This is a genomic window from Paenibacillus sp. NN59, from assembly GCF_057597225.1.
The window spans coordinates 105,831-130,837 of record NZ_CP199678.1; the positions used below are offsets into that span (position 1 = coordinate 105,831).

The 25,007-nt window shown below is 47.0% G+C and carries 23 protein-coding genes and 1 riboswitch; of the genes, 15 read left to right on the forward strand and 8 right to left on the reverse strand.

Features of this window, described 5'->3' with window-relative positions; translation table 11 throughout:
* Positions 1–94 precede the first annotated feature (94 nt).
* A complete protein-coding gene (locus ACT89M_RS00495) occupies positions 95–388 on the forward strand; it encodes a 4a-hydroxytetrahydrobiopterin dehydratase (RefSeq protein WP_090924882.1) in 294 nt (97 codons plus the stop codon).
* Positions 389–502: 114 nt separating this feature from the next.
* Here ACT89M_RS00495 and ACT89M_RS00500 read toward each other — a convergent pair whose 3' ends face one another.
* The 5 genes from ACT89M_RS00500 to ACT89M_RS00520 all read right to left on the reverse strand — a co-directional run bounded on the left by ACT89M_RS00500 (position 503) and on the right by ACT89M_RS00520 (position 5,630).
* Positions 503–859 (reverse strand): c-type cytochrome, encoded by a 357-nt coding sequence (locus tag ACT89M_RS00500; RefSeq protein WP_090924881.1) that lies wholly within the window; start codon positions 857–859, stop codon positions 503–505.
* A gap of 149 nt (positions 860–1,008) precedes the next feature.
* Positions 1,009–1,506 (reverse strand): GNAT family N-acetyltransferase, encoded by a 498-nt coding sequence (locus ACT89M_RS00505; protein WP_154892137.1) that lies wholly within the window; start codon positions 1,504–1,506, stop codon positions 1,009–1,011.
* Positions 1,507–1,868: 362 nt separating this feature from the next.
* Positions 1,869–2,339 (reverse strand): C40 family peptidase, encoded by a 471-nt coding sequence (locus tag ACT89M_RS00510; RefSeq protein ID WP_090924879.1) that lies wholly within the window; start codon positions 2,337–2,339, stop codon positions 1,869–1,871.
* Positions 2,340–2,342: 3 nt separating this feature from the next.
* Positions 2,343–2,480, reverse strand: a riboswitch (cyclic di-AMP (ydaO/yuaA leader).
* A 293-nt stretch (positions 2,481–2,773) separates the two neighbouring features.
* A complete protein-coding gene (locus ACT89M_RS00515; RefSeq protein ID WP_154892136.1) occupies positions 2,774–3,628 on the reverse strand; it encodes a hypothetical protein in 855 nt (284 codons plus the stop codon).
* A gap of 10 nt (positions 3,629–3,638) precedes the next feature.
* On the reverse strand, positions 3,639–5,630 hold the full coding sequence (locus ACT89M_RS00520) for a M1 family metallopeptidase (protein WP_154892135.1): 1,992 nt from the start codon (positions 5,628–5,630) through the stop codon (positions 3,639–3,641).
* Positions 5,631–5,731: 101 nt separating this feature from the next.
* On the opposite strand from ACT89M_RS00520, the gene ACT89M_RS00525 reads away from it, so the two are divergent.
* Positions 5,732–6,235, forward strand: coding sequence for a YwhD family protein (locus ACT89M_RS00525; RefSeq protein WP_090924876.1), 504 nt, complete (start codon positions 5,732–5,734; stop codon positions 6,233–6,235).
* 201 nt (positions 6,236–6,436) lie between these two features.
* Here the strand turns inward: ACT89M_RS00525 and ACT89M_RS00530 are convergent, their stop codons facing one another.
* The gene (locus ACT89M_RS00530) at positions 6,437–8,515 is read right to left on the reverse strand and encodes a transglycosylase domain-containing protein (RefSeq protein WP_308723544.1); all 2,079 of its coding nucleotides are present in this window, start codon (positions 8,513–8,515) and stop codon (positions 6,437–6,439) included.
* A gap of 259 nt (positions 8,516–8,774) precedes the next feature.
* Between ACT89M_RS00530 and speE the strand changes: the two genes are divergently transcribed.
* Complete coding sequence (gene speE / locus ACT89M_RS00535) at positions 8,775–9,602, forward strand: polyamine aminopropyltransferase (protein WP_154892133.1); 828 nt, start codon at positions 8,775–8,777, stop codon at positions 9,600–9,602.
* Positions 9,603–9,615: 13 nt separating this feature from the next.
* On the forward strand, positions 9,616–10,485 hold the full coding sequence (speB, locus tag ACT89M_RS00540) for an agmatinase (RefSeq protein WP_090924873.1): 870 nt from the start codon (positions 9,616–9,618) through the stop codon (positions 10,483–10,485).
* Positions 10,486–10,723: 238 nt separating this feature from the next.
* On the opposite strand, the gene ACT89M_RS00545 is transcribed toward speB, so the two are convergent.
* Positions 10,724–10,855: a hypothetical protein gene (locus ACT89M_RS00545; RefSeq protein ID WP_261769680.1), complete on the reverse strand. Its 132-nt coding sequence runs from the start codon at positions 10,853–10,855 to the stop codon at positions 10,724–10,726.
* Positions 10,856–10,979: 124 nt separating this feature from the next.
* On the opposite strand from ACT89M_RS00545, the gene ACT89M_RS00550 reads away from it, so the two are divergent.
* The 6 genes from ACT89M_RS00550 (at position 10,980) to argS (ending at position 17,122) form a co-directional block, all read left to right on the forward strand.
* Positions 10,980–11,231 (forward strand): hypothetical protein, encoded by a 252-nt coding sequence (locus tag ACT89M_RS00550; protein WP_154892132.1) that lies wholly within the window; start codon positions 10,980–10,982, stop codon positions 11,229–11,231.
* 176 nt (positions 11,232–11,407) lie between these two features.
* Complete coding sequence (locus ACT89M_RS00555) at positions 11,408–12,610, forward strand: WD40/YVTN/BNR-like repeat-containing protein (protein ID WP_154892131.1); 1,203 nt, start codon at positions 11,408–11,410, stop codon at positions 12,608–12,610.
* 215 nt (positions 12,611–12,825) lie between these two features.
* Positions 12,826–14,307, forward strand: coding sequence for an alpha-N-arabinofuranosidase (locus ACT89M_RS00560; RefSeq protein ID WP_308723545.1), 1,482 nt, complete (start codon positions 12,826–12,828; stop codon positions 14,305–14,307).
* Positions 14,308–14,310: 3 nt separating this feature from the next.
* Positions 14,311–14,616, forward strand: a complete 306-nt coding sequence (locus tag ACT89M_RS00565; RefSeq protein WP_221790080.1) for a DUF6171 family protein — start codon at positions 14,311–14,313, stop codon at positions 14,614–14,616.
* 404 nt (positions 14,617–15,020) lie between these two features.
* Positions 15,021–15,446: a YwiB family protein gene (locus tag ACT89M_RS00570; RefSeq protein WP_154892129.1), complete on the forward strand. Its 426-nt coding sequence runs from the start codon at positions 15,021–15,023 to the stop codon at positions 15,444–15,446.
* Positions 15,443–17,122 (forward strand): arginine--tRNA ligase, encoded by a 1,680-nt coding sequence (gene argS / locus ACT89M_RS00575; protein ID WP_090924868.1) that lies wholly within the window; start codon positions 15,443–15,445, stop codon positions 17,120–17,122. The genes ACT89M_RS00570 and argS overlap by 4 nt, the downstream gene beginning before the upstream one ends.
* A 369-nt stretch (positions 17,123–17,491) precedes the next feature.
* Here the strand turns inward: argS and ACT89M_RS00580 are convergent, their stop codons facing one another.
* Positions 17,492–18,646, reverse strand: coding sequence for a S8 family peptidase (locus ACT89M_RS00580; protein ID WP_154960674.1), 1,155 nt, complete (start codon positions 18,644–18,646; stop codon positions 17,492–17,494).
* 480 nt (positions 18,647–19,126) lie between these two features.
* On the opposite strand from ACT89M_RS00580, the gene rpoE reads away from it, so the two are divergent.
* The 5 genes from rpoE (at position 19,127) to murA (ending at position 24,928) form a co-directional block, all read left to right on the forward strand.
* Positions 19,127–19,699, forward strand: a complete 573-nt coding sequence (gene rpoE, locus ACT89M_RS00585) for a DNA-directed RNA polymerase subunit delta (protein ID WP_090924865.1) — start codon at positions 19,127–19,129, stop codon at positions 19,697–19,699.
* Positions 19,700–20,194: 495 nt separating this feature from the next.
* Complete coding sequence (gene pyrG / locus ACT89M_RS00590) at positions 20,195–21,799, forward strand: CTP synthase (protein WP_090924864.1); 1,605 nt, start codon at positions 20,195–20,197, stop codon at positions 21,797–21,799.
* A gap of 227 nt (positions 21,800–22,026) precedes the next feature.
* Positions 22,027–22,413 carry a response regulator gene (locus ACT89M_RS00595; RefSeq protein WP_090924863.1) on the forward strand — a complete coding sequence of 129 codons (387 nt, stop codon included), beginning with the start codon at positions 22,027–22,029 and terminating at the stop codon, positions 22,411–22,413.
* Between the two features lie 259 nt (positions 22,414–22,672).
* Complete coding sequence (gene fba, locus ACT89M_RS00600; RefSeq protein WP_056698160.1) at positions 22,673–23,527, forward strand: class II fructose-1,6-bisphosphate aldolase; 855 nt, start codon at positions 22,673–22,675, stop codon at positions 23,525–23,527.
* Positions 23,528–23,674: 147 nt separating this feature from the next.
* Positions 23,675–24,928 (forward strand): UDP-N-acetylglucosamine 1-carboxyvinyltransferase, encoded by a 1,254-nt coding sequence (gene murA, locus ACT89M_RS00605; RefSeq protein WP_090924862.1) that lies wholly within the window; start codon positions 23,675–23,677, stop codon positions 24,926–24,928.
* Positions 24,929–25,007: the final 79 nt, after the last annotated feature.

Genomic DNA, 25,007 nt, shown 5'->3' on the forward strand with positions numbered 1-25,007 from the left:
TGCCTTTTAGGCTGTATGGGCAGCATGTAAAGGTGCCGATGGTCATGTGGATGTAAGTCCGCGATGTCTCATCATATGGGGAGGAAGATAACGCATGGTTTTTACGCAAGAGGAAGTCGAAGCTCATCTGGGAAGGCTGGAAGGCTGGGAGCTGGAAGAGGGACGGTGGATTGTCCGCAAATTTGTGTTTTCTAACTATATGAAAGGGATTGCTTTTGTGGATGAAGTCGCTGCGATTTCGGAAGCATTCAATCATCACCCTTTTATTACTATTGATTATACAACGGTTACACTGCGTCTTACGTCTTGGGATGCAGGTGGCATTACATCGGTAGACATCAAAGAAGCAGAGCAGTACAACGAAGCTTTTGAGAAAATGAGAACATAATAATCTGCACCAACGTCGTCTGCAGGATGATGTTTGTCATGCATACCAAAAGAGGCTCTTGCCTCCCTAACGGGAGGATGGAGAGCCTCTTTGATGCCTTGCGCGCAAAAATGCTTATTTCTTCTCTGCCAGCCACATCGCGATGTGGGCAATTTCCTCGTCCTGCAGTCTGCCTTTGAAAGAAGGCATGCCACCTTTACCTTTGACAATGGTGGAATAGATTTTCTCCACATCATCCTTACTACCGATGTTTGCAAGAGCTGGGCCTACGCCACCTTGAAGCTGATCGCCGTGACAGGAAATGCAGTTGGCTTTCACTAACGTCTCAGCCTGTCCAGCATCCATAGCCACTTCAGGCATGCTTGGTTTGGCTTCCTGCTCCACTTCCTCTTTACCTGGAAGCGTAAACATTAAAACAATAGCTAAAGCACATGCTGCAAAAAATACCCCGCTCATGATCCATTTGTGCATCCCTTATGTCCCCTCCAGAATGAAAGATCATCTAACTCAAACTAATCCCTATCATTATAACGGAAGCCGTCGTTACATCATAGCATTTTGTGGTAATTTTTTGAACTAATCACAAAAGAGAGACAAATTGAAACCATTTAATCGTGAGTTTACTCTCTTGGGCCTTCATAAACCATGCAATGGAAGGGCTTTAAACCACTAGGAGTTTGGCGTTCATATGTATCCTGGATGACAAATCCGCTCTTCAGATATACCTGAATGGCACGGTTATTCCAAGTGAGCACTTCAAGATCAATCTCATTGGATGGATTGCGGCGGATGGCCTCTTGTACAATCGCAGTAACGAATGCTTTACCAAGACCTTGACCACACAGATCGGGGCGCATACCGAGACCGATTCGTGTGACATGCTGGAGCGGAAAATATTGTGCAAACCCATAAACCTGGTCATGTTGATCCAGGATAATGGCATATTGTTGTTGTCTGAGCTGTGCATCACCGAACTCGACTTCGAGTACTTTCATCTGTTCCCAAGGAAGCCAGCTATAGATATTGTAAGGTGGGGCGTATTTCCAGCCACATATAAGTTCAGCATGTTCTTCTTGCATCGGTACAACATGAAGTATCAAAGAGGCTTCATTCTTCATATAACAGTGCATGCTCCTTTCTTCAATATCCGTATCATTGTTCACTCTACAAAAGAGCTGTGTATTAGGCAAGTCTTCATATGATCAAATAAAAATTGAAACAAAAGTCGTGATCATTCCGTTTATATTATAACAGGCTGGGTAAAAACATGATAAGGGCACGGACAAACGAAAGCAGGCGAACGTGTTAGTTCACATACACACCATGACTTGCAACATCGGGAACTACACAGAGTCAGAAAGCATAAAAAAACCGCCGGATACATTCCTGCGGAGAATGTACCGGGCGGTTCTGTTTATACTTCGTATTTCGTTACAGTAGAGTTACATGGTTCCAACATCATGTTGATTACAGCTTGTACCTAGTCAAGGGCCAGTGACTCATAATCGTCCGTGCTCATGATCCGTTTAGCGCCAACGTAGCGGTTAGCCCAGTAGTTCTCACTCAAAGAGCTGATCGTTACACCTTTGGAAGAAGAAGAATGTGCAAACTTGCCACTTCCTACAAAAATGCCTACGTGTGATATACCTTTACCTGTTGTGTTGAAGAACACCAGATCTCCAGGTCTCATCTCCATGCGAGATACGGAATCACCCATGTCGTATTGGGAGCTAGATTGACGAGCCAAATCAATACCTAATTTGTCGAATACATACCGTGTGAATCCGGAGCAGTCAAAACCGTCAAGCGTTGTTCCTCCGCTTTTGTATGTAGTTCCCATTGCTGAATCAATTACTTTATCCATCTTAGAATCTGCAAATGCGCTGCCTGCTCCAAGTGATAATGCAAATGTGAGGCTAAGTACTGCTGCGGTCAGTTTCTTCTTAAACAAGTGATATACCCCTTCCAACGCCTGCGAGGTTAGCTTAAGGATTCGGTTGAAGGTCCCCTATGATCCCTCTGTTTCAAGATCAATTCACCCATAACTGGTTCCCCCGCTTCCCAGGTGCCAGGAATTTGGCTATGCTAGTTATGCACCTGAAAAATGAAAAGAAAATTTAATTTTAAGGATTTAATTTAAAGTTGTTACAAATAAGGATTTAAAGATTACAAAGTTGTTACTAAAAACTCACTGCGCTTATTGTACCAGAGGCTTAGTACTTTGGCAACGTTTAGCAGTAAAATTAACAAAAAAAACCTCGACCTTTGACGGGGAAAGGTCGAGGTTTGCGTATTTATACGTAATAACCAATGAAATGTTTAATATAAGATGGTAACATTTCTTTATTTTTGAAAGCGATCTCAGACGGCGTGTAACATTTTAGTTCAACGTATATGATTTTCATGTCTGGTAGATGTGGACTGCCATAAACGGAAATGACTACATACTTTCCACATACTGAGTAGGCTTCGAGCAAGCGGATAGGATTGTTGCAGGATTAATCCGGATAGTCCTGTCAAGAACCAGGAAGCGGAAGTGAATGCACCAAAGACCACTAAATGCACAACTCCCAGCACCAGCGCAATGCCGATGACAGCAAAGATGCGGCGCACAGCAATCCACAGTCCCTTGAGCGTCCCGTGAATTCGCCCTTCTGCTTCCGGGTCAGAAATACCAAACTGCATGTAGAGCACTGCATGATGTACAATCCAGCCATAAATAATCCAGCCTGCTACATATGGAATGCCGGGAAGTAATAAATGAAGAGAATGAAAACTGTCCATTATTGTAGAAAACAATTTGGGCAGAAGCCAGTATGCAGGCAAGAACATGAGAAAGGTACGTATCGTGTGTAGCAATATCATGGGTTTCCATAACGTTTTGATGCCCCGAATAAAAGGAATGCGTTCTTCAGTAGATTGATAATGTTGCAGGGAGTAGAGTAACCCGGCCTGAATAAGTGGACTGATCAGCAGGCGAAGCAATAACATGCCGCCCAAAATCCACAGATAACGCTGGACCTCCGGACCGGACAGGCTGAGCTGGCTTTCCATTTTAAATAAAAGTGTGCTTAGCTCGCCGACATCATCCGTTGGATAACGTAGTAATAGAGGAACGACAGCCGATTGAACCAACCGGTAGATGAAATAACCCCAAGTTAATTGATAGATAAACAAGAGTGCGGCAATAAACATATGCTGACGGACAAGAAACCAGCCTTCACGAATTTTTGCTTTCACTGTCTCCACCTCACCATGACAGACCTCCGAATATGGCTTCAATTAGTTTCGTAGCACTCATGTTCCAGCGGGATTTGACTTGCTCGTCCAGTCCGGTTCTCAGGAAATTGTTCATATGGCGATTTTCGAGCACGATGTCATACAAAGGGTCAGTCATGGCCCAGGTGACAGGAGATGTATATGTCAGTTTATAGGTGACGCGCTCCTCGCGGCCATCCCAGTGTTTGGTTACGATATGGCCGTCCTCAAACGCAATCCGAACAGGAACCTTGGGAAAGTCACTGCCTTTTTTGATAATGGTGACAGAGGACTCGTACATTTTTTTGCCGTCCTTCTCTATAGAAGAAACGTTGATCTTCTCTACAGCAAAATCGGCCATGCCGTTCCGGTAGACATATTGGTCAAAGTAATCCGCCCAGGAGGTGCGGGTGACTTGCTCAACCACCTTTTGAAAATCACCCGTTGCAGGATGTTTAAAACGATATTTTTTTACATACGTCGAAAGGATTCGTTCCATGGTCTTCGCTCCGACTTGCTGTTCAATGCCGAGTAGCACCAGTTTGCCCCTTGTGTACACGTTGGAAGCATATTGATTCTGTGAGTCAAACTTCCACGAGGGCTGTGTTAGAGGAGCCGGAGATGTGATCAGACCTGATTGTACCGGTAGATTCGGAATCAATCCGTATTCCTGTTCCATCAGTTTATCTTCTGCATAGGAGGTGAACCCTTCATCCAGCCAGGCCTCCTCAAACTCATTGCTCGCAACCATGCCGTAGAAGTATTGATGTCCAATTTCATGAACAACGGTGCGTTCCAGATCGTAACCCGGTGTTGTGTCATCGGCCCCAAAGGCTGTAATAAGAGTCGGGTACTCCATGCCTCCGGCCCCGTTTGCGGCTTTTGGCGGAACCACGATAGATAAGGTGGCATAAGGATAGGGGCCAAACCACTTGCTGTAATTCGTTAATGCGGCTTTGGCAGCAAAGAGATACCGCTCCTTCAGATCCTGATGTGCCGGATCAAGGTAGAGTTTAATGCGTACACCGGGCACGTTGGGGGCAGAGAAGGGCTCCTCCGCATACACAAAATCAGGTGAGGCTGCCCAAGCGAAATCATGCACATCATCGGCATAAAATTGATACACTTTCTCACCATTCTTCAAGGTTGCCTGCTGCGTGGGGAATCCGGTTGCTGCCACCTTGTATGTTTCGGGTACTCGGATACGCACACTGTAGATACCGAAGTCAGCATAGAACTCGGAGTTCCCGTGATACTGATGCAGGTTCCAGCCTTCTATGGTACGGCCCCGTCTTCCAACAGGCTCGTAAGCACTGAGTTTAGGAAACCACTGGCCTGCCATGACAAAATCATCTGTTTTGCCCATCCTTGCGAAAATTTTGGGTAAACTTACTTCAAACGATGTGCGTATTGTGATGCTTTCCCCGCCCTTGACGGGTTTAGGGAGACGAACCTTAATCAGTGTTTTGTCTTTGATGTTCCCGTCATCCGGCTGTACATACTGCATCCGGTGTAGCAGAGAGAGCCCATCCTCCGTCTGCATGTCAGTAAATTTCATGGAGCCATAACCATCTGTAGGCATGACATCGCCGCGAAGCTTACCGCCCGATTCTTTCATAAATGTAGTATCCGCAGAGGAGAATGCATTAGGGTACATATGAAAATAAAGTTCGTTCACCGTTTTTTTGCCCGGATGAGTCCATGTTATGGTCTGTGTGCCTTGCAGTTTGTTCCCCTCGTTCAGCTTCACATCCATGTGGTATTCAACCACACGATTGCTGTATACCTCGGCTGTAGGGGATTGTACACTTTCCGGGGGGGCGGGCGCTCCGTTTTTGGCTGGAGGCTTGCCCGATTCTGGAGCGAGTACGGGTAACTCAGATGAAATGGAGCGATTGTAACCGAGTGTGATCCATACCCCTCCGGCAAACAGGCATAAGGCCAGGGATATGATGAGCCAGCTCTTGGCGCGTCGTGGAATCATCGTTCAATACCTCCCGTTGACAAGCATCTACAGCATGTATATGTTTGCATTGGGCCAATTATTAGTTAAAATATTTGTATCAACTCTTGGAGGCTATGAACATGGACCAAAATGAGCAAAACGGCAAGAAACAGATTGCCTTGAATATCGTGAGTGCAAAGAGCAAGCATAAAGGCTTTGGTTCAGGCTCTATTGATCTGAACAATCTTTCTCCGGTCATCATTGACCAGGGCGAAGCGAAAATCGACATCGGTGCCATGCACGCGAAGAGTAAAGTGGAACGAGGCATTAAATTTTCAACGAATCGTGAAGACGTTCCGAATGGACGTCAGGTATGGCTGGTATGGGTTGCTGTGGATCGTACAGAGCAAGGACAGTTGTATGGCGGGGCAACGGCATGTGAGATGTGGATTGACACGGAAGCCAAACGGGGGTGGAAGCTGCTCGCGGATCACGTCAACCGGATGGATTATGCGATGAAACGCCGATTTATGCTGGATGAGCTGGGACCGCAAGACAAAGCGGCACTGAAGACTCTTCTGATCTCTCATAATGAAGAATGGTGGAATGCTTCCCCGGATGAATTGAAAGAGGCACTTGCCTAACGGGAAAAAAGAAAAAAGCAACAAGCCCCGAACCGGCAGGTTATCCGGTTTCGGGGCTTGCTTTATTTCTGTGATGAAGATGTAGCGAAGGCTTCATACAGTCGCCTGCATATTTATGAATCCTCCATGCAAATATATGGAGTCTGTTAAACCGGCCATCTTCTTGACGCAATCAAGTCATTACGGATATGCGTCATTCTGTCATTCTACCCACCAGCGTTTGAAATCACTCCACCAAGAACGCTTCTGCTCCTGTACCCCTTTTTGGTTCTGTGCTTCGCGCGCCTTATCGTCCTGAGGATTGTCCAGTGGCTCCGTCTCGCCACGGCAGACTTCAGTCGGCTCCGTTCCCTGAATAAACACTTCCAGCCGTTTCTCTTCGCAGCCGTTACCAGCGAGTTTTCCGGTTTCCGGGTTAATGTAGACACTCACGACCTGATCAGGTACAGAGAAGATTTTTGGGGGGACACTTGCAAGGGCTTGTTCCGTAAACTGAGCAAAGATCGGGGCTGCGCGTCGGCCATCGGATGTCGAGATCGCTTTGCCCTGATCATAGCCCACCCATACAGCGGTGGACAGCTCTGGGGTGAATCCAACCAACCAGGCATCCGTATTGGTTGTTCCTGTTTTGCCAGCCACCGGACGTTTGATGGTGGCAGATACCCGATTGCCTGTGCCTCCGTTCTCAAAAACACTCTCCATCAGACGTGTCAGTACGTAGGCTGCTGCCGGTTCCACCACGGTGTCTGCTTTGGTCTGCGGAGATTCATACAACACACGCCCTGCCGCATCCGTCACTTGTAAAATAGCTACGGGTGGTGTCCGTTGTCCTCCAGCAGCAATAACGGAGAAGGCGGAGGCCATCTCCAGCGGACTGACAGGTGAAGTACCCAGTGCAAGAGAAGGGACAGGACTCAGCTTGCTTGTAATACCGAGCTTTTGAGCCATCTTTACGACTTGTTCTGGACTGATCTTCATAATCGTGTTGACCGCGTAGATGTTATCAGATGCAGCGATGGCTTGGCGAAGATCAATCTCACCTAAATATTTATCGCCGAAGTTGCCGGGTTTGTACGTTTTGCGGTCATTATCGTAATGGAACAAGGTAGGCTGGCTGTTGAAAATAGATGCACTGGTAAGCTGCTTCGATTCGAGAGCAGCGAGATACATAATCGGCTTAAAGGCTGATCCCGGCTGGCGTGTTGTTGTCAGCACATGGTTGATCTGATTGGTACGATAATTTTTGCCACCAACCATCGCTTTAATGTAACCGGTGCGCGGGTCAATCGACACGAGTGCGGTCTCCAGCTCGCTTTTCGCATCCATACCTTTGACAACCGCCATTTCCGCAGCCTTCTGCACTCGTAAATCCAGTGTCGTGTAGATGTTCAGCCCGCCGTGATCCAGCATCGCTTCGCTGATGCCAAGCTCCTTCACTGCAAGACTTCGAATGTAGTCGCGGAAATACGGTGCGTTCTCCACCGTCTTGCGCTCGCCCTCGGGTTTGAAGTTCAGCATTTCTTCGTAGGCGGAGTCCGCTTGTTTTTGCGTAATTTTACCCGTTTCAATCATGGCTTTCAGCACAATCTTCTGTCGATCCTTGGCATTTTTCATATGATTGTAGGGGGAATAATAAGTCGGTCCCTTCGGAATACCCGCAAGCATAGCGCTCTCCGCCAGATCAAGTTTCTTTGCGGATTTGCCAAAATACATCTGCGCAGCTGCCTCAATGCCGTAGGCACCGTGACCATAATAGATTTCATTTAAGTACATCTGTAAAATTTCATCTTTGCTGTATTTCATCTCAAGCTGAGCGGTATACATTGCTTCCTTGGCTTTGCGTGTCCAGGTTTTCTCATGGGATAGGTAGAGGTTACGCGCAAGCTGCTGTGTTAGCGTACTGGCTCCCTGAGACATTCGCATGTGCTGGATGTTGACAAGGACAGCTCGTCCCATGCCCTGAATGTCGAATCCGAAATGCTGCCTGAATTTACGATCCTCTACGGCTAGTGTAGCGTTCACCAAATCAGGGGTAATATCCTGAAGTTGAACGGGAATCGAATCCTTGCCGCCAGCGGAAAATGTGGCAATCACCTCGCCCTGGCTATCTAGTAGTCTGGAGTTGCGATCCGAGTCAGCCAGGGGAAGGCTGGTGGCGTATAGATATACCAGAATAGCAGCTGTGGCAATCAGGCCGAGCGCCATAAGTATGGATAGATATTTGATGAATTGGAGTGCACGGAACCCGCGTTTGCGGGTCTTAACACTTGGCTTGTTCATGGAACGGGCTCCTCTCTTTTCTTTCCAGTATGGGACTGGAATAACCGGGATATTCAATTGGGCTGCGAAGTGAACAAATTCTGGCCAATTTTGGCCTGAAAACCGTTTTACAGTTGAATCGTCTATCGCGTATAATGCAAAAGGGTAATGAAAAGGTAGGGTTCGGCACAACATACTAAAGCATGTGTGGACGAACAGACCAGTGATTATGCATTTTAAAATGATCACTCATTACTTTTACGGAAAGAAGGTAGCGATCATGGAATTGTGGTTTACAGAGAAGCAGACCCCTGTGTTCGGCATTACCGCTAAGATTAAGCAGACTTACGTCACGGAGCAAACGGATTTTCAGGATCTCGCGATGGTTGAAACCGAAGAATTCGGCAATATGCTTGTACTGGACGGCATGGTGATGACGACGGTTAAGGACGAGTTTGTATATCATGAAATGGCGGCACATCCGGCCTTGAACACTCACCCAAATCCGAAAAAAGTGCTGGTGGTTGGCGGCGGTGACGGCGGTGTAATCCGTGAAGTCATCAAACATGCGGCTGTAGAAAAAGCAGTTCTCGTCGAAATTGACGGTAAAGTGATCGAATATTCCAAAATGTATTTACCTGAAATCGCCGGCAAGCTTGATGAGCCGAACGTTGAAGTGCTCGTTAACGATGGTTACATGCATATCATTGAACATAAAGATGAGTACGATGTTATTATCGTAGACTCAACAGAACCTGTAGGCCCAGCTGCTCCGCTCTTCGAGCGTGGTTTCTATCAGGGGATCTATGAAGCACTCAAAGAAGACGGGATCTTCGTTGCCCAGACGGACAACCCTTGGTTTAAGGCGGATCTGATCCAGAAGGTGAACAAAGATGTCAAAGAAATCTTCCCGATCGTACATGTGTACGGCTGTAATATTCCAACCTACCCAAGTGGTCTATGGACATTTACCATGGGCAGCAAAAAGCATGATCCACTTGAGGTAGACGAGGCTCAAATTCCGGAGATGGATACGAAGTATTACTCTCCGCGTCTGCACAAAGCGGCATTTGTACTTCCAAAATTCGTGGAAGATTTAACGAAATAAAGGGGAAATGAAGATGAAACTGGATCAAGCTTATTCAGGAAACGTATTTATTTGCAGCTCTGAGGATTATGAAAATTCGAAAGCGGTCATCTACGGTATGCCGATGGACTACACCGTCAGCTTCCGTCCGGGTTCCCGTTTCGGCCCGGCTCATATCCGTCAGGCATCGGTTGGACTTGAAGAGTACAGCCCGTATCTGGATAAAAGTATCGTGGATATGACTTATTTTGATGCGGGAGACCTGCTTTTGCCGTTCGGCAACGCGGGACGCAGCCTTGAGGTTATCCATGAGTACATCGGCAACCTGCTGGCAGATGACAAGTTCCCGATTGGCCTGGGCGGCGAGCATCTGGTGACATGGCCCGTGATTCAACAGATGTACAAGAAATACCCGGATCTGATCCTGATCCACATTGATGCACACGCAGACCTTCGTGAACACTATGAAGGCGAGCCTCTGTCTCACTCCACACCTGTGCGTAAAGCTGCTGAACTGATGGGCGGTCAAAATATTTATCAATTCGGTATCCGTTCCGGCTCCCGCGAGGAATTCCAGTATGGTCGTGAGAACATTAACTTCTACCCGTTTGAAGTAGCGGCTCCAATGAAGGAAGCTCTTCCGAAAATGGGCAACCGTCCAGTTTATGTAACGATCGACATCGACGTGCTTGATCCGTCTGCTGCACCAGGAACTGGAACAGCAGAAGCTGGCGGAATCACATCCAAAGAACTGCTTGAAGCGGTTCATATGATTGCTGGATCGGATGTGAACGTTGTTGGCTGTGACTTGGTGGAAGTAGCACCAATCTATGATCCGACACAACAGACACAGATCGTAGCTGCCAAGTTGATTCGTGAAATGCTGCTTGGATTCGTGAAGTAAGTGAACTTAACTTCTGTTTCAAGCTATGTTATACTGGAAACAGAAGTGTTAGTAATATATTTAATTAATATATTGTGGTCGTGAAGTATAGGATCTGCGGGTTCAACCATATACTAAATAAAGAGCCATTACCGCGCCAACGGTAATGACTCTTAGGACCCGAAAGGCTGTGGATTGCCACGGCGTGCAAGAATTAAATAATGCTATTCAAGCAAAACCCACCGTCAGGCGATCAACCTTATGAGGTGGGTTTTTGCTTGTTACGAAACTTTTTACGCAACCAAAGGTAAAGCCTTCGTCCACTCAGCACAATGCTGAGGATCGCAGCAATCCACCGGATTACATCAAGCAACGCCACAAGTTTGACCATCGACGTCACCCCCTTTCGGACAGCAACGCCGTGATCATAAAACATCCACACTCAATCATAAGTCCATACCTCTAATTATAGCACATACGTTCCTATTACTCTATAGAAGTGAGGTGGAGATTATATGTATGCCATTCGAGCACATTTGAGTATGTTCCCCAAATGGTTTGTTACCATTACAACCATATTTATTATTCAACTGGTTGTAGCCATGACAGGTTATTCTAATTTCAGCTTTATGCTTGTAAATCTGGCAATGTTATTTGGTGCTTATTCCATCAGGGAATATAAATCCAGTAAAATCTCTTTCGCTTTATGTCTGATCCTAAGTATCAGTTTTGTTATGATGGCTATTCAGTCTTATTCATTGTCATAAGAATTAATGGAGACAGAGACACATAACGTATTGCAAACCACCTTTAACCAGATGAACTCCATCATGGGTAAAGGTGGTTTTTGTTTTTTATCTTGCAAAATTGTCATCTGCTTTCACCCGAATTGTTACGTTATGATGCGCGATTTGGGGTAAAACGATAGAAGGAGGTGTTACCAATGAGAATCAAGACAACCAAGAACACCAAGACATGGAAACGAGCAAGCGCGATAACTCTAGTGCTTACACTATTATGGGGAATGGGACAGGCTCATACATTACCTGATGCTAGCGCAGCACCTTCAACCGTAACATGCGGCACAGGAGATCATGGGCTATCGTCGGAACTAAAAAAAGGCAGTGGCGTGGAAGAACAGCAATTGCAATTCACGGATATCGACTTTTTGACTCCAAACACTGGACGAGCTGCAGGTCAAGGGTTTCTGATCGGTACCTCCAATGCAGGGTGTACCTGGCAATCCATATATACCGGGCAGTGGCAGTTCAAACAGTTGAACTTTCCGAACAATGTTAACGGCTATGCACTTGCAGGAACGAAAGATTCTTCTACAACATATCTCATACGTACGGACGATGGGGGTTCACACTGGAAAAGACTGAGTACACCAGGTGTTCCGCCGTTCAAGCGGATTGATTTCGGGGATAAAAATACGGGCTATGGATACACCTATAACGGAGCATATCGAACTGCGAATGGCGGTATGACATGGAGTAAAATAACTACACCAGCCAACACTAGAGCCGCTACATTTATTACAGATAAGCTGGGGTATGCTGTTGTAGTTGTACCCGGGACAGGCTATAAGATCGAGAAGACAAGTAATGGAGGCAAGAGCTGGAATACAGCTCTTCAGGTGAAATCCGGTACGTGGAACGGAGCAGACCTGTATGCAAATGGATCTCAGGTATGGGCTATCCTATATGGAGATGCAGGCATGTCCCAGCAATCCTACTCCCTGTATGCGAGTGGTGATCAAGGAGAGAGCTGGAGGCAGGTTTTCACTCAATCGACAGCAGGCGCAGGGCCGGCCCCCGGTGCCAATCAAGATGGCAAAGGAACCGGACCGGCTAATCCCGGTGGACATCCAGGCAACATGGCACTGATTGGTAAAAAGACCGCTTATCTCTCTGCTGGATCGCCAGCGGCAGACAAGGTTGGAATTGGGCGTTCCTTTGATGGAGGTTCCACGTGGAAAAACATTGATCTGAAAGCTCAAGGCTATAGCTCCCGTATCTCGTTCCCTACAACCAAGATCGGCTGGCTTGTTGTGACAAGTACGAACGCACCTGCCGTTTATGCAACAACAGATGGTGGAATAACCTGGTCAGCAAAAATTTTATTTCGCTCAGAACAGAATTAATAAATTATATAATGAATTAATATATTAGCTAATTCATAGTGAAAACGATCTATGTGTATTTTTAATTGAATTTAAATGATGTAACCTCATAATGAGCCCTTTTCCTGAGATTTGATATGGAAAAGGGCTTTTTTTTCAGGAAACAAAAGGGTTGAAACCTGTCTCGAAACAGGTTATTGTAAGCGTTGACAACATATTTCAAGGAGGTTGAAATAATGGTTAATGTTATTTTAAAGACTGATTCAGATAAAGGATTAATAAATCGCAATATATATGGTCACTTTTCCGAGCATTTGGGACGTTGTATTTATGAAGGCCTCTGGGTGGGTGAAGATTCACCTATTCCAAATACGGAAGGTATTCGGAACGATGTAGTTGCGGCACTTCAGAAGCTGAACATTCCTGTGCTTCGCTGGCCAGGTGGTTGTTTTGCTGATGAATATCACTGGAAGGATGGTGTAGGGCCAAAAAGTGAACGTGCACGCATGATTAATACCCACTGGGGTGGCGTGGAAGAGAATAACCATTTTGGTACACATGAATTCATGAGGCTGTGTGAACTGCTGGGGGCAGAACCTTATATCAGCGGCAACCTAGGCAGTGGAACCGTGCAGGAAATGCAGGAGTGGGTAGAGTACATTACGTTTGATGGTGAGTCTCCTATGGCGAACTGGCGGAAGCAGAACGGCCGGGAAGAACCGTGGAAGCTGAAGTATTTTGGCGTCGGCAATGAGAACTGGGGCTGCGGTGGCAACATGCGTCCAGAGTATTATGCGGATGAATATCGTCGTTACGCTACATATGTACGTAATTATTCAGAAAATCAGATTTACAAGATTGCTTGTGGACCGAATGACAGCAACTATGAGTGGATGGAAGTGTTGATGAGAGAAGCAGCCCGTTTCATGGATGGCATTAGCCTTCATTATTACACGATTCCGACAGGTGTATGGGAAGATAAAGGGAATGCTACCGGTTTTGGAGAGGCTGAATGGTTCACTACATTGAAAAAAACGCTGTTTATGGATGAATTACTTGTAAAGCACTCCGAGATCATGGACAAATATGATCCGGAAGGCCGAGTAGGCATTATCGTAGATGAGTGGGGGACATGGTACAACGTTGAACCAGGAACCAATCCGGGTTTTCTATACCAGCAGAATACCATGCGGGATGCAGTACTTGCGGCGGTGAACCTGAACATCTTCAATCAGCATAACAAACGGGTGCATATGGCGAATCTGGCTCAGATCGTTAATGTACTTCAATCGCTTGTGTTTACTGAAGGGGATAAAATGATCCTGACGCCGACGTACCATGTGTTCGATATGTATCAGGTCCATATGGATGCACAGCGTCTAGATCTCAGTTATGAGAGCCCGGGGTATACATTTGGTGAGGAGACGATTCCGCAACTTAGTCTGTCTGCATCACGGAACAAAGATGGCGTTATTCATGTGACAGGATGTAATCTCAGTCATACGGATGAGCTTGAAGTAGTCGTGCAACTGGAGGCAGGTCAAGCGGCAAGCGTATCGGGACAGTTGCTCCATAACACTGACTTTGGGGCATTTAATACGTTTGAACAGCCAGATCAGGTGAAACTTGTAGCTTGGGAAGGGCTTGTTTTGGAGAATAATACATTGCGTTTTGTGTTACCTCCGGCTTCCGTTGGTGTGGTCGCTGTTCAGGGTTAAGGTATGAAGCCTAGCAATCACCAATACCAACAGCAGCCCCGTGAGGGAAGAAACGAACCCTGTAAGGGTTGTGACAGCCAGTATGATATTCATATCAGTGATGCCAAAATGGCCCGTCTGGTGGAGATCGCTTCACGCTCACGCACTACGGTAGAGGATGAGGAGTATGAGCGTCGCCTTGCGATCTGCTCAGGCTGCCCTGATCTGCAATATGGAACAACATGCCGGCACTGCGGCTGCCTTGTACAAGTGCGCGCGAAACTGGCCGATTCCACCTGTCCCTATCCGTATGCATCGCAGTGGGCATGAACAGAGTTCATCATTTTATGTTCGGAACTGGGTAAACAAGTATGTTGTTATATTGCCTAGATACGTTTCATTATAATGTAGTAAGAGAGCAAGCCCAATGAAGCAAAGTGGCAAAGTGAATGAAGTCAGACAGCCAGATGATGAAGCAAGATAACGAGATAGATGTGAATTAAGGGAGGGCTGCACGATACGGGTGCAGCTCTCCTTTTTGATGTCATAACAAAAAAACTCTGAATTTGGATTTGAATTGAGCGGGTGAACTGGATATAGTTATACAGTAGAGTGTAGGAGAGCAAGTTTATTCGGAATATGAGCGTGTATAGCGACACAACCATTCAGGAAGGGCTGTTCTCACCAGCTGTCCTGATTTTGCGTCGCCTCGAATATAATGGAGGTTAACATTCATGTCGAAGATGCGACCGGTTCAGATCCGGCTGCACAGCCGTTATGAAGGGGAAGATGTACTTCAGGAAATGCAAGGAGAAGCTGTGGTCAAGGGAGCATACTTGTATGTTCGTTACGAAGAGCCACAGGCTGGACCCGAGGGAGGCATCACTCGTACAACATTGAAGCTGGGCGGACAATCCATCAAGATTATACGTCATGGTGAGGTGGAGTCGGAGCAGACGTTTGAATTAAACCGAAAGCTTCCAGGTTTCTACCGTTCACCATATATGTCGTTTACCCTGTCCACGCATACACAGAAGCTGGAACTTTCCATTCAGGGATTGAGCGCACGCGCAGCGTGGAGCTACGACTTTTACCGCTTTGATGAAGAAGCCGGACATTTTGCGATTAGTTTGCATATACAGGAGGAACCAAATTCATGACACGTAATCCACTAGATACGATTAACGAACGGGTAAGTACAGCCATTGGCAATGCGATTGTTGCTGCTGGCATCGTAACACAGGAAGAGCTTCCAGCTATTACGCTTGAAGTGCCGCGCGAGAAGTCCCATGGTGATCTGGCTACCAATGCAGCGATGCAGTTGACCAAGATTGCCAAACGGAACCCTCGTCAGATTGCCGAGGAAATCATCGCTAACCTGAATCTTGCAGAAGCCGGAATTGAAAAGGCGGAGATTGCGGGACCAGGATTCATTAACTTCAAATTGAACAAGAGTTATCTCTATCCCGTGCTTAACTTGGTGCATGAGCAAGGAGAGAACTACGGAAGAATTGATGTTGGAGCGGGGAAAAAGGTGGAGATGGAATTTGTCAGCGCCAACCCGACAGGCAGTCTGCATCTGGGCCATGCCCGTGGAGCAGCTGTAGGGGATGCCCTGTGCAACATCCTCGATTACGCAGGTTACGATGTAACTCGTGAATATTACATTAATGATGCGGGTAACCAGGTATTTAATCTGGCCCGTTCTATTGAAGCGCGTTATCTGCAAGAGCTTGGTCAAGAAGCTGAAATGCCGGAAGATGGATACCATGGTGAAGACATTAAAGGTTTCGCGAAGGAACTGGTTGCTGAAAAAGGAGACAGCTTGCTGTCTATGCACCCGGGAGATCGCGCAGCATACTTCCGTGATTATGGTCTGGAGAAAGAACTGGACAAGATCAAACGCGACCTGAACCGCTTCCGTGTGAACTTCGATATCTGGTTCAGCGAAACATCGCTGTATGATAACGGTGAAGTGCTTCGCGTGCTGGACGAGTTACGTGACCGCAACGAGATTTATGAAAAAGACGGCGCAACTTGGTTGAAAACGATGCAATATGGTGATGACAAGGAGCGCGTTCTGATCAAAAACGACGGTACGTATACCTATCTGACACCGGATATTGCATATCACCGCGATAAATACTCCCGTGGTTATGACACGATGATCAACATTTGGGGAGCGGATCACCATGGCTATATTCCGCGTATGAAAGCAGCAATGCAAGCGCTGGGCAACGATCCGGACAAGCTGGTAGTTTTGATTGCACAGATGGTTAGCTTGTTCCAAAATGGCGAGAAAGTAAAAATGTCCAAACGTACAGGTAAAGCTGTAACGATGGAAGACCTGATGGACGAAGTTGGCATTGATGCCATTCGTTATTTCTTCACGATGCGTAGCATGGATTCCCATCTGGACTTTGACATGGATTTGGCGATTTCGACATCCAATGAAAATCCGGTATTCTACGTACAATATGCACATGCGCGTGTGTGCAGTGTGTATCGTCAAGCCGAAGAGCAAGGTATCGAGTTGTTGCCACTGGCACAGATCGATCTGTCCAAGCTGACTACCGAGCACGAGTATGACCTTCTTCGTAAAATGGGAGAATTACCTGAAGAGATCGCTGCGGCGGCTACAGGTTATGCGCCGCATCGCATTATTCGTTATGTCTACGAACTGGCATCCCTGTTCCATAGTTACTACCGGGCTGATCGCGTCATTACCGAAGACGCGCAGCAGACCCAGGCGCGCCTGGCGCTGATCGGTGCCGTTCGCACCGTCATCGCAACAGCGCTCCGTCTGGTGGGCGTATCCGCACCAGACAAAATGTAATCCCTTCGGCCAAGTGGCGGGCAGCTTCCTGCCGCTCGGCCGAAGGCAAAGTCTCCATGCCCCGCGCGAGCAGTTGCTAACGCGCGCGGGCATGGAGACTTTTTTGTGCCCGTGGCTGGCGGTGGCCAGCACCTGGCCTTTACGGGTACTGGCGATGCTCGCCAAGTACCCGTAAAGGGCTCAGGCTTGCCGCCTGCCGCGGCACCCAGCAGTGCCCTGCCATCGGCACAGCCGCAGGGCACTGCTTCAAGAGCAGGCTCGGTTGTGCCTGCTCTCGCTCTTGCCTGCTGCGCAAGGCGTGCCCGGCAGTGGCCGGCACCCGTTGCTGCGCAGCACAGGTGCTGGCGGCGTGTAGCATGCGCCGCCAAGTCACCCCCCGCCCTCTTGCATCAGCTTGAGGGCGTCTAGCTCGCCACCGCGGACTTTACTCTTCGCGGTGGTGCTTTTACGGGCGCGCAGCGGAACCGTCGCGCGCTTCACAAGCGTCTTGATCTCGGCTGGAGACAAGCCGGGATGTTTGGCGAGCAGCAATGCGATTGCGCCGCTCACATGGGAGGTGGCCATGGATGTTCCACTCATCTCATGGTGCTTGCCTTGCACCCAGGAGGACACAATTTTGTCCCCGGGTGCATAGACGTCCACATAAGCACCGCGATTGCTGAATGAAGCAATACGTCTGTTTTTGTCGGTAGCCCCAACCGAGATGGTCTGCGGATATCGAGCAGGATAATCGATGCTGCGGCGCTTGCCGTCATTTCCTGACGAAGCCACAATGACGATTCCTGCATGATATGCACGGTTGACCACATCAAGCAAAGATTTACTTCGTGTTTTCATACCGAAACTCATATTGATAATATCCACCTTGTTGCGTACACACCAGTCGATGCCGAGTACGATGTCCGAGACATAAGCAGAGCCGTTGTGATCAAAGGCTTTGACGGGGTAGATTAATGAACGCGGGGCAACGCCGATCATGCCTTCGGTACTGTTGGCTGCGGCAATGGTTCCTGCAATATGGGTACCGTGACCGTTGTCATCATGGGGAAGCAAGCTTCGGTTCAACAGATTAATGCCACGGGCAAGGGAGTATCGTAGATCAGGGTGATGGTAATCTGCTCCTGTATCAATAACACCAATTTTGATCCGGTGTCCTGTCGAAACAGACCATACTTTAGGGGCTCGGATCTGTTTCACACCCCAGGGTATGCCTTGAGGGGTGCTGGGTTTGTTGTGGAGTGCAGTAGAATGCAGCGAGACAGGAGTGTCTTCCTCTAACGTAATGTCGTCCCCGTATCGATATAACACGTCCGGGCTCTGGACAGGAGCGATGAGAGTTCTGGCAAGCCTTGAGGTTCGAACGCCTCCCAGATCGGTGAATTCATTGCGCATTCGGGATAATTCAACGAGACAGGCCTCGTACTGCTGCGGTTTGGCGAATCGAATCAGATAACGTCCCCCGTGTTCAGGTTCGGGGCATCTCATTCCGTCAATCAACTGATGCAATAAACCGGTATAGTCCATTATGGGCTGCCCCCTTCGGGATGAACATGCTGAGGTATTCTATGAATGCGCTCATCCCGGCGCATGGGGAACTTGCCCTTTTTTTATAAAAACACATTCTCTCCGTGTCAAAACGGGCGCAGGTACATATGATGGATGGAGGGCTAGAGGGCTCTTGCGGGGAACCTGGTGAGGAGCAATCCTACGAGGGTATACAGTCAGAAGGCGGAGGGGACTCCGTCTTTTACATATGGTTTGGGCTTTTGTTCATAGAGATAGCGTACATATTATTCATTGCTTCCTTATCATTCTGTCTCTCGAAGTGAGGAGATCGGGATATGGATCAAAGGACGGATGTGTAAATATGGGACATGCTTACATAAAAACTTGCTTTTTAACGCTAAATAGGTTTTACTTAGGTTTGTTAATGGATATGTTATACGTAACGATCCAGTTTGCAGGGGATATAAAGCGAATTATGTGTGAGAGGAAGTGTCTTCAGTGAGTACCTCGCTCAATTTGAAAATTGATAAAGAAAAGGTAAGAGAGATCCCTTTGGTGGATCTGGCCTTTATGGTGCTGAAAGCGGCAAACACGCCGTATTACTACCGGGATTTGATGAATGAGGTAGCGAAACAGCGCGGAATGACAGATGAAGAGATCAACGAGTATATCGCCCAGCTGTATACCGAAATTAATATCGATGGCCGTTTTGCTTGCGTCGGTACGAGTCTTTGGGGATTGAAACGCTGGTATCCGGTTGCTGGAACAGAAGATTCCATGACGGGTGCGAAGCGTCCGCGTATCATCAACGATGAAGATGATGATCTGGAAGACGAAGACTTCGGTGAAGAGGACGACAGCTACAACAGTGACGAAGACTTCGACAGCACAGATGATGATCAAGACGAAGATGATGACGATGATGACGATGATGACGACATCTTCGATGAAGAAGACAGTGAAGAAGAAGTGCTGGTTGAAGATGACGATTTGGAAGACGAAGACCTCGAAGAAGACGAAGAAGAGTCCGAAGACGAGGATGAATTTGACGACGATTCCGATAATCGGTAATCCTTTTTGCTGACGAAAAATTGCCCGTTTTTTCCCCGATAGTCAGCCTTGACAGCAGGCGGGGTAACGGGTAAACTATTGCATGGGCTTATGAATGAGCGACAATATATTTATGTTTTTTTAGAGAAAGTGCCCCGTCCTGCGGGAGTACTTTCTTTTTGTATTTTTAGAGGCAGAATGATGCCAAACGATTACTTTTCCGACTGCTTCCGGCCAAACCTTTTCGGCCTGTTTTTTTGTATGTTCAAACAAAGAAAATGGAACTACCGACGAGGTTTGTAGTGGGACAAGCGTGGATGAAGGCTCCCGGAAAGTTTGCATTATTTTTTGCCAGGAATGATGTGTTAGTTAAAGCCGTCTTCGCTGGAAAGGGCAGTTCGCAGATGCAGTTAATTTCTGCCATTGCTCTTTTTAACGATGATTACCTGGGAAACGGGTTACGATAACACCATATATCGCCTGAATTTCTGTACTTATATTAGGAGGGTAATAACAGTGACAAAGTATATTTTCGTGACGGGCGGAGTTGTGTCCTCCCTGGGCAAAGGGATTACAGCAGCCTCGCTGGGCAGATTGCTGAAGAACAGAGGACTCAAAGTAACAATCCAAAAATTTGATCCATACATCAACATTGACCCGGGAACCATGAGTCCTTATCAACATGGTGAGGTATTCGTAACGGATGATGGCGCAGAGACGGACCTGGACCTTGGCCACTACGAACGTTTTATCGACATCAACCTTTCCAAAAACAGCAATGTCACGACAGGTAAAGTGTACTCTTCTGTAATCAGCAAAGAGCGTCGCGGAGAGTATCTGGGCGGTACAGTTCAAGTCATTCCACATATCACAAACGAGATCAAAGAGCGTGTATTCCGCGCTGGACGTGAAGCGGGTTCGGATGTTGTTATTACCGAGATTGGCGGAACGGTGGGTGACATCGAGAGTTTGCCATTCCTGGAAGCGATTCGTCAGATCAAGAGTGATGTAGGTCGTGACAACGTGATGTACATTCACGTTACACTGATTCCATATATCAAAGCAGCGGGTGAAGTCAAAACAAAACCGACACAACACAGTGTGAAGGAATTGCGTAGCATTGGTATCCAACCAAACGTTATCGTTTGTCGTACGGAATATGAGCTGTCCAAGGACATGAAGGCCAAAATCGCACTTTTCTGTGATATTGACGAGAATGCAGTCGTTGAATGCCGTGATGCAAGCACGTTGTATGAAGTACCACTTAACCTTCGTGAAGAGGGTCTGGATGAAATCGTGGTTAACCATCTGAAACTGACTACTCCTGCACCGGATATGAGCGAGTGGGAAGGTCTGGTGAACCGGATCAGCAAGCTGGAGCGTACGGTCGAGATTGCAATCGTTGGTAAATATGTGGCATTGCATGATGCGTACCTGAGTGTTGTAGAGTCCCTGTCACATGCAGGGTTTGCATCCAATGCGGACGTGAAGATCCGCTGGGTTCCTTCTGAAGATATCACCGATGAGAATGTAGGCGACATGTTGCATGGTATTGGTGGTATTCTTGTTCCTGGTGGCTTCGGTGATCGCGGTATTGAAGGCAAAGTATCGGCAATTCGTTATGCCCGTGAAAAAAATATTCCGTTCTTCGGAATTTGCCTGGGTATGCAGGTTTCTGTCATTGAATATGCACGCTCCATCGTTGGGTTGAACGGAGCAAACAGTTCGGAGATTAACCCGGCTACCGAGTTCCCGGTAATCGACCTGCTGCCTGAGCAAAAAGATATTGAAAATCTGGGCGGTACGATGCGTCTTGGTCTGTACCCTTGTAAGCTGCAGGAAGGTTCTTTGGCGATGTCATGTTACGACGATGAGTTGGTATACGAAAGACACCGTCACCGGTACGAGTTTAACAACGAATACCGTGAAGCGATTGAAAAAGCAGGTCTTGTTATTTCCGGTACATCACCGGATGGACGCCTGGTTGAGATTGTGGAACTTCCTGGACACCCTTGGTTCTTGGCAGTGCAGTTCCATCCGGAATTCACTTCCCGTCCGAACCGTCCGCAACCATTGTTCCGTGAGTTCGTGAAAGCTTCTCTGGAGAACGCGGAGAAATAATAAATTGAATCATTGAAAACCCTAGTATTATGAGGATGTTTCTGGCTGCTATTATAGCGCGGAAACGTCCTTTTCTTTTTAATAAAGATGTAGATTGATTTACCCTTTGTCAATTTGAGATAATAGAAGGATTTTACTGGAAGAGGTAGAATACTTATCATGACGACTATGGGATAGTTATCCAGATGTAATGTGTATATGCTTTCCTAATTCTAGGAGGTTACAGCGTGGAAGAGAAAAAAGTTCTGATTGTCGATGACCAAAACGGTATTCGTATTCTACTGATGGAAGTGTTCAGCAGCGAAGGGTATAACACATTTCAGGCAGCAAACGGCAAGATTGCGCTCGAAATCGTCAATAAGGACAAGCCGGACCTCGTTTTGCTGGATATGAAAATTCCGGGGATGGATGGGCTTGAAATACTGAAGCATATCAAGGAGATTGACCCTGATATCAAAGTTATTATGATGACGGCGTATGGGGAACTTGACATGATTAAGGAAGCTACCGATCTCGGTGCACTCATGCATTTTACGAAACCGTTTGATATCGATGAGATGCGTGTGGCCGTTAATATGCAACTTCGCAATGGCGCTGCGAACAAATGCAGCTAAATCCTGTCGATACAGGATTTTTTTGCGTCAACCACCAGCTGCATGTAATCATGAGAAAATGGGGTATTTCGTCTGTTAGTGTAGGGAATATTGGAAATGGTAACGCCATCATGCCGTGTCTGTGAAAACTGTGCTGCAAAGCACAGCATTTTTGCAAAAGCTTGTTTAGTATTTGACATGGGATGTGGTATAATAAGCCCGTATGTGATTTCGGCTAAAAACCATAGACACAACCCAAACCCCTAGGAGGATTGAAACCATGCCATTAGTATCTATGACAGACATGTTGAACAAAGCACTTGAAGGAAAATATGCAGTTGGTCAATACAACATCAACAACCTTGAGTGGACTCAAGCGATTCTTACTGCTGCTGAAGAAGAGAAATCCCCAGTAATTCTGGGCGTATCCGAAGGTGCAGCACGTCACATGGGCGGCTTTACTACTGTAGTTAAAATGGTAGAAGGACTCTTGATTGACATGAAAATTTCCGTACCAGTTGCAATCCATCTGGATCACGGTTCAAGCTTCGACAAATGTAAAGAAGCAATCGATGCTGGCTTTACATCCGTTATGATCGACGGTTCCCATCACTCCATCGATGAGAACATCGAAATGACTAAGAAAGTCGTTGAATATGCACACGCTAAAGGCGTTTCTGTAGAAGCTGAAGTTGGTACTGTAGGCGGACAAGAAGACGACGTTATCGGTGGTATTCAATACGCTGACCTGAACGAATGTATCCGCATCGTTAAAGAAACAGGTATCGATACTTTGGCACCAGCTCTGGGTTCCGTTCACGGTCCTTACCAAGGCGAGCCAAACCTCGGCTTCAAAGAAATGGAAGAAGTTCGTGACGCGGTACAAGTTCCACTCGTATTGCACGGTGGTACAGGTATTCCTAAGCACGATATCGATAAAGCAATCTCTTTGGGTACTTCCAAAATCAACGTGAACACAGAGAACCAAATCTCGTTCACAAAAGCAGTTCGTGAAGTGCTTGCAGCAAAACCAAACGCTTACGATCCACGTACGTTCATCGTACCAGGCCGTGATGCAATCAAAGAAACTGTTAAAGGTAAAATCCGTGAGTTTGGTTCCAACAACAAAGCGTAATTTATCTTTAAAAGTTCCATACTGTGAAATGGAAGAACACCGCCTAGCCGGTGTCTTTCCATTTTCACACCTTATTTCTACATCGTTAGCCATCAGCACGTATTGCCGTTCATCGGCTGCAAAACACGTAGGGGGACATTAAGCTTTATGGAAAAATTAATGATTAGTGGCGGACGTCCGTTACAGGGAACTGTAACTATAAGCGGTGCCAAAAACAGCGCCATTGCGCTTATTCCTGCAGCATTGCTTGCCGAGTCAGAGGTCGTGTTGGATAACTTGCCATTACTCAGTGACGTGGCCGTATATGCAGAAATTTTGGAGGAACTTGGGGCGCGTGTGACTTGGGAAGGTAGTCAGATGAAAATTGATCCTTCTGATATTAAATCCATTCCGATGCCAAACGGTCCTGTGAAGAAACTTCGTGCTTCTTATTATATGATGGGAGCACTGCTTGGACGTTTTAAAGAAGCAACAATAGGTTTGCCCGGAGGTTGTAATTTTGAACCTCGTCCAATTGATCAACACATCAAAGGGTTTGAAGCGCTTGGCGCAACCGTGACGAATGAACATGGCTCTATCCATTTGTATGCCAAAGAGCTACGCGGAGCTAAAATATATCTTGATGTAAGCAGTGTTGGTGCAACCATCAACATTATGCTGGCGGCCACTCGTGCCAAAGGCTCTACAATTATTGAAAATGCGGCTAAAGAGCCTGAGATTATAGATGTAGCAACACTTTTGAATTCTATGGGTGCCAGCATCAAAGGTGCAGGTACAGAAACGATTCGAATCGAAGGGGTCTCGGAGCTTAAGGGTTGCCGTCACTCCATTATTCCGGATCGGATTCAAGCGGGCACGTATATGATCGCTGCGGCGGCCACGCGCGGAGATGTACTCATTGATAATGTCATCCCCAAACATCTGGAGGCTTTAACGGCCAAGTTGCTGGAGATGGGAGTGGGTATCGAGGAGCTGGACGAAAGCATTCGGGTTATTGGACAGCCGCAGTACAGTCATGTTGATGTAAAGGCACTGGTATATCCAGGATTTCCTACCGACCTGCAGTCCCCGATGACCAGTGTATTAACACAAGCGAACGGTGTAAGTGTACTGAGTGACTTTGTATACAGCAATCGGTTCAAACATGTGCCTGAACTGGTTCGTATGGGCGCCAAAATCCGTGTGGAAGGCCGATCAGCCATTATTGAAGGCAGTGCACTGAATGCGGCTAAAGTAAAAGCGTCCGATCTTCGTGCTGGTGCAGCGCTAGTCATAGCGGGACTTACCGTCAGTGAAGGAGTTACTGAGGTGACGGGAGTTGAGTTTATTGATCGTGGTTACGATCATTTGGTGACCAACCTACGTTTGCTTGGTGCAGACGTGTGGCGGGAAACCGAGTAGGTAATGAATAAGGCGCAGCATCGCAAATATTTCCGCTTAAAGCGTGTTTTGTAGCGGTGCTGCATAACCTATAGTAGAA

Coding starts and splice junctions, on each gene's coding strand:
- ACT89M_RS00495 (WP_090924882.1), top strand. CDS start 95: ATGGTTTTTACGCAAGAGGAAGTCGAAGCTCATCTGGGAAGGCTGGAA.
- ACT89M_RS00500 (WP_090924881.1), bottom strand. CDS start 859: ATGCACAAATGGATCATGAGCGGGGTATTTTTTGCAGCATGTGCTTTA.
- ACT89M_RS00505 (WP_154892137.1), bottom strand. CDS start 1,506: ATGAAGAATGAAGCCTCTTTGATACTTCATGTTGTACCGATGCAAGAA.
- ACT89M_RS00520 (WP_154892135.1), bottom strand. CDS start 5,630: ATGATTCCACGACGCGCCAAGAGCTGGCTCATCATATCCCTGGCCTTA.
- ACT89M_RS00525 (WP_090924876.1), top strand. CDS start 5,732: ATGGACCAAAATGAGCAAAACGGCAAGAAACAGATTGCCTTGAATATC.
- ACT89M_RS00530 (WP_308723544.1), bottom strand. CDS start 8,515: ATGAACAAGCCAAGTGTTAAGACCCGCAAACGCGGGTTCCGTGCACTC.
- speE (WP_154892133.1), top strand. CDS start 8,775: ATGGAATTGTGGTTTACAGAGAAGCAGACCCCTGTGTTCGGCATTACC.
- speB (WP_090924873.1), top strand. CDS start 9,616: ATGAAACTGGATCAAGCTTATTCAGGAAACGTATTTATTTGCAGCTCT.
- ACT89M_RS00545 (WP_261769680.1), bottom strand. CDS start 10,855: ATGGTCAAACTTGTGGCGTTGCTTGATGTAATCCGGTGGATTGCTGCG.
- ACT89M_RS00550 (WP_154892132.1), top strand. CDS start 10,980: ATGTATGCCATTCGAGCACATTTGAGTATGTTCCCCAAATGGTTTGTT.
- ACT89M_RS00555 (WP_154892131.1), top strand. CDS start 11,408: ATGAGAATCAAGACAACCAAGAACACCAAGACATGGAAACGAGCAAGC.
- ACT89M_RS00560 (WP_308723545.1), top strand. CDS start 12,826: ATGGTTAATGTTATTTTAAAGACTGATTCAGATAAAGGATTAATAAAT.
- ACT89M_RS00565 (WP_221790080.1), top strand. CDS start 14,311: ATGAAGCCTAGCAATCACCAATACCAACAGCAGCCCCGTGAGGGAAGA.
- ACT89M_RS00570 (WP_154892129.1), top strand. CDS start 15,021: ATGTCGAAGATGCGACCGGTTCAGATCCGGCTGCACAGCCGTTATGAA.
- argS (WP_090924868.1), top strand. CDS start 15,443: ATGACACGTAATCCACTAGATACGATTAACGAACGGGTAAGTACAGCC.
- ACT89M_RS00580 (WP_154960674.1), bottom strand. CDS start 18,646: ATGGACTATACCGGTTTATTGCATCAGTTGATTGACGGAATGAGATGC.
- fba (WP_056698160.1), top strand. CDS start 22,673: ATGCCATTAGTATCTATGACAGACATGTTGAACAAAGCACTTGAAGGA.
- murA (WP_090924862.1), top strand. CDS start 23,675: ATGGAAAAATTAATGATTAGTGGCGGACGTCCGTTACAGGGAACTGTA.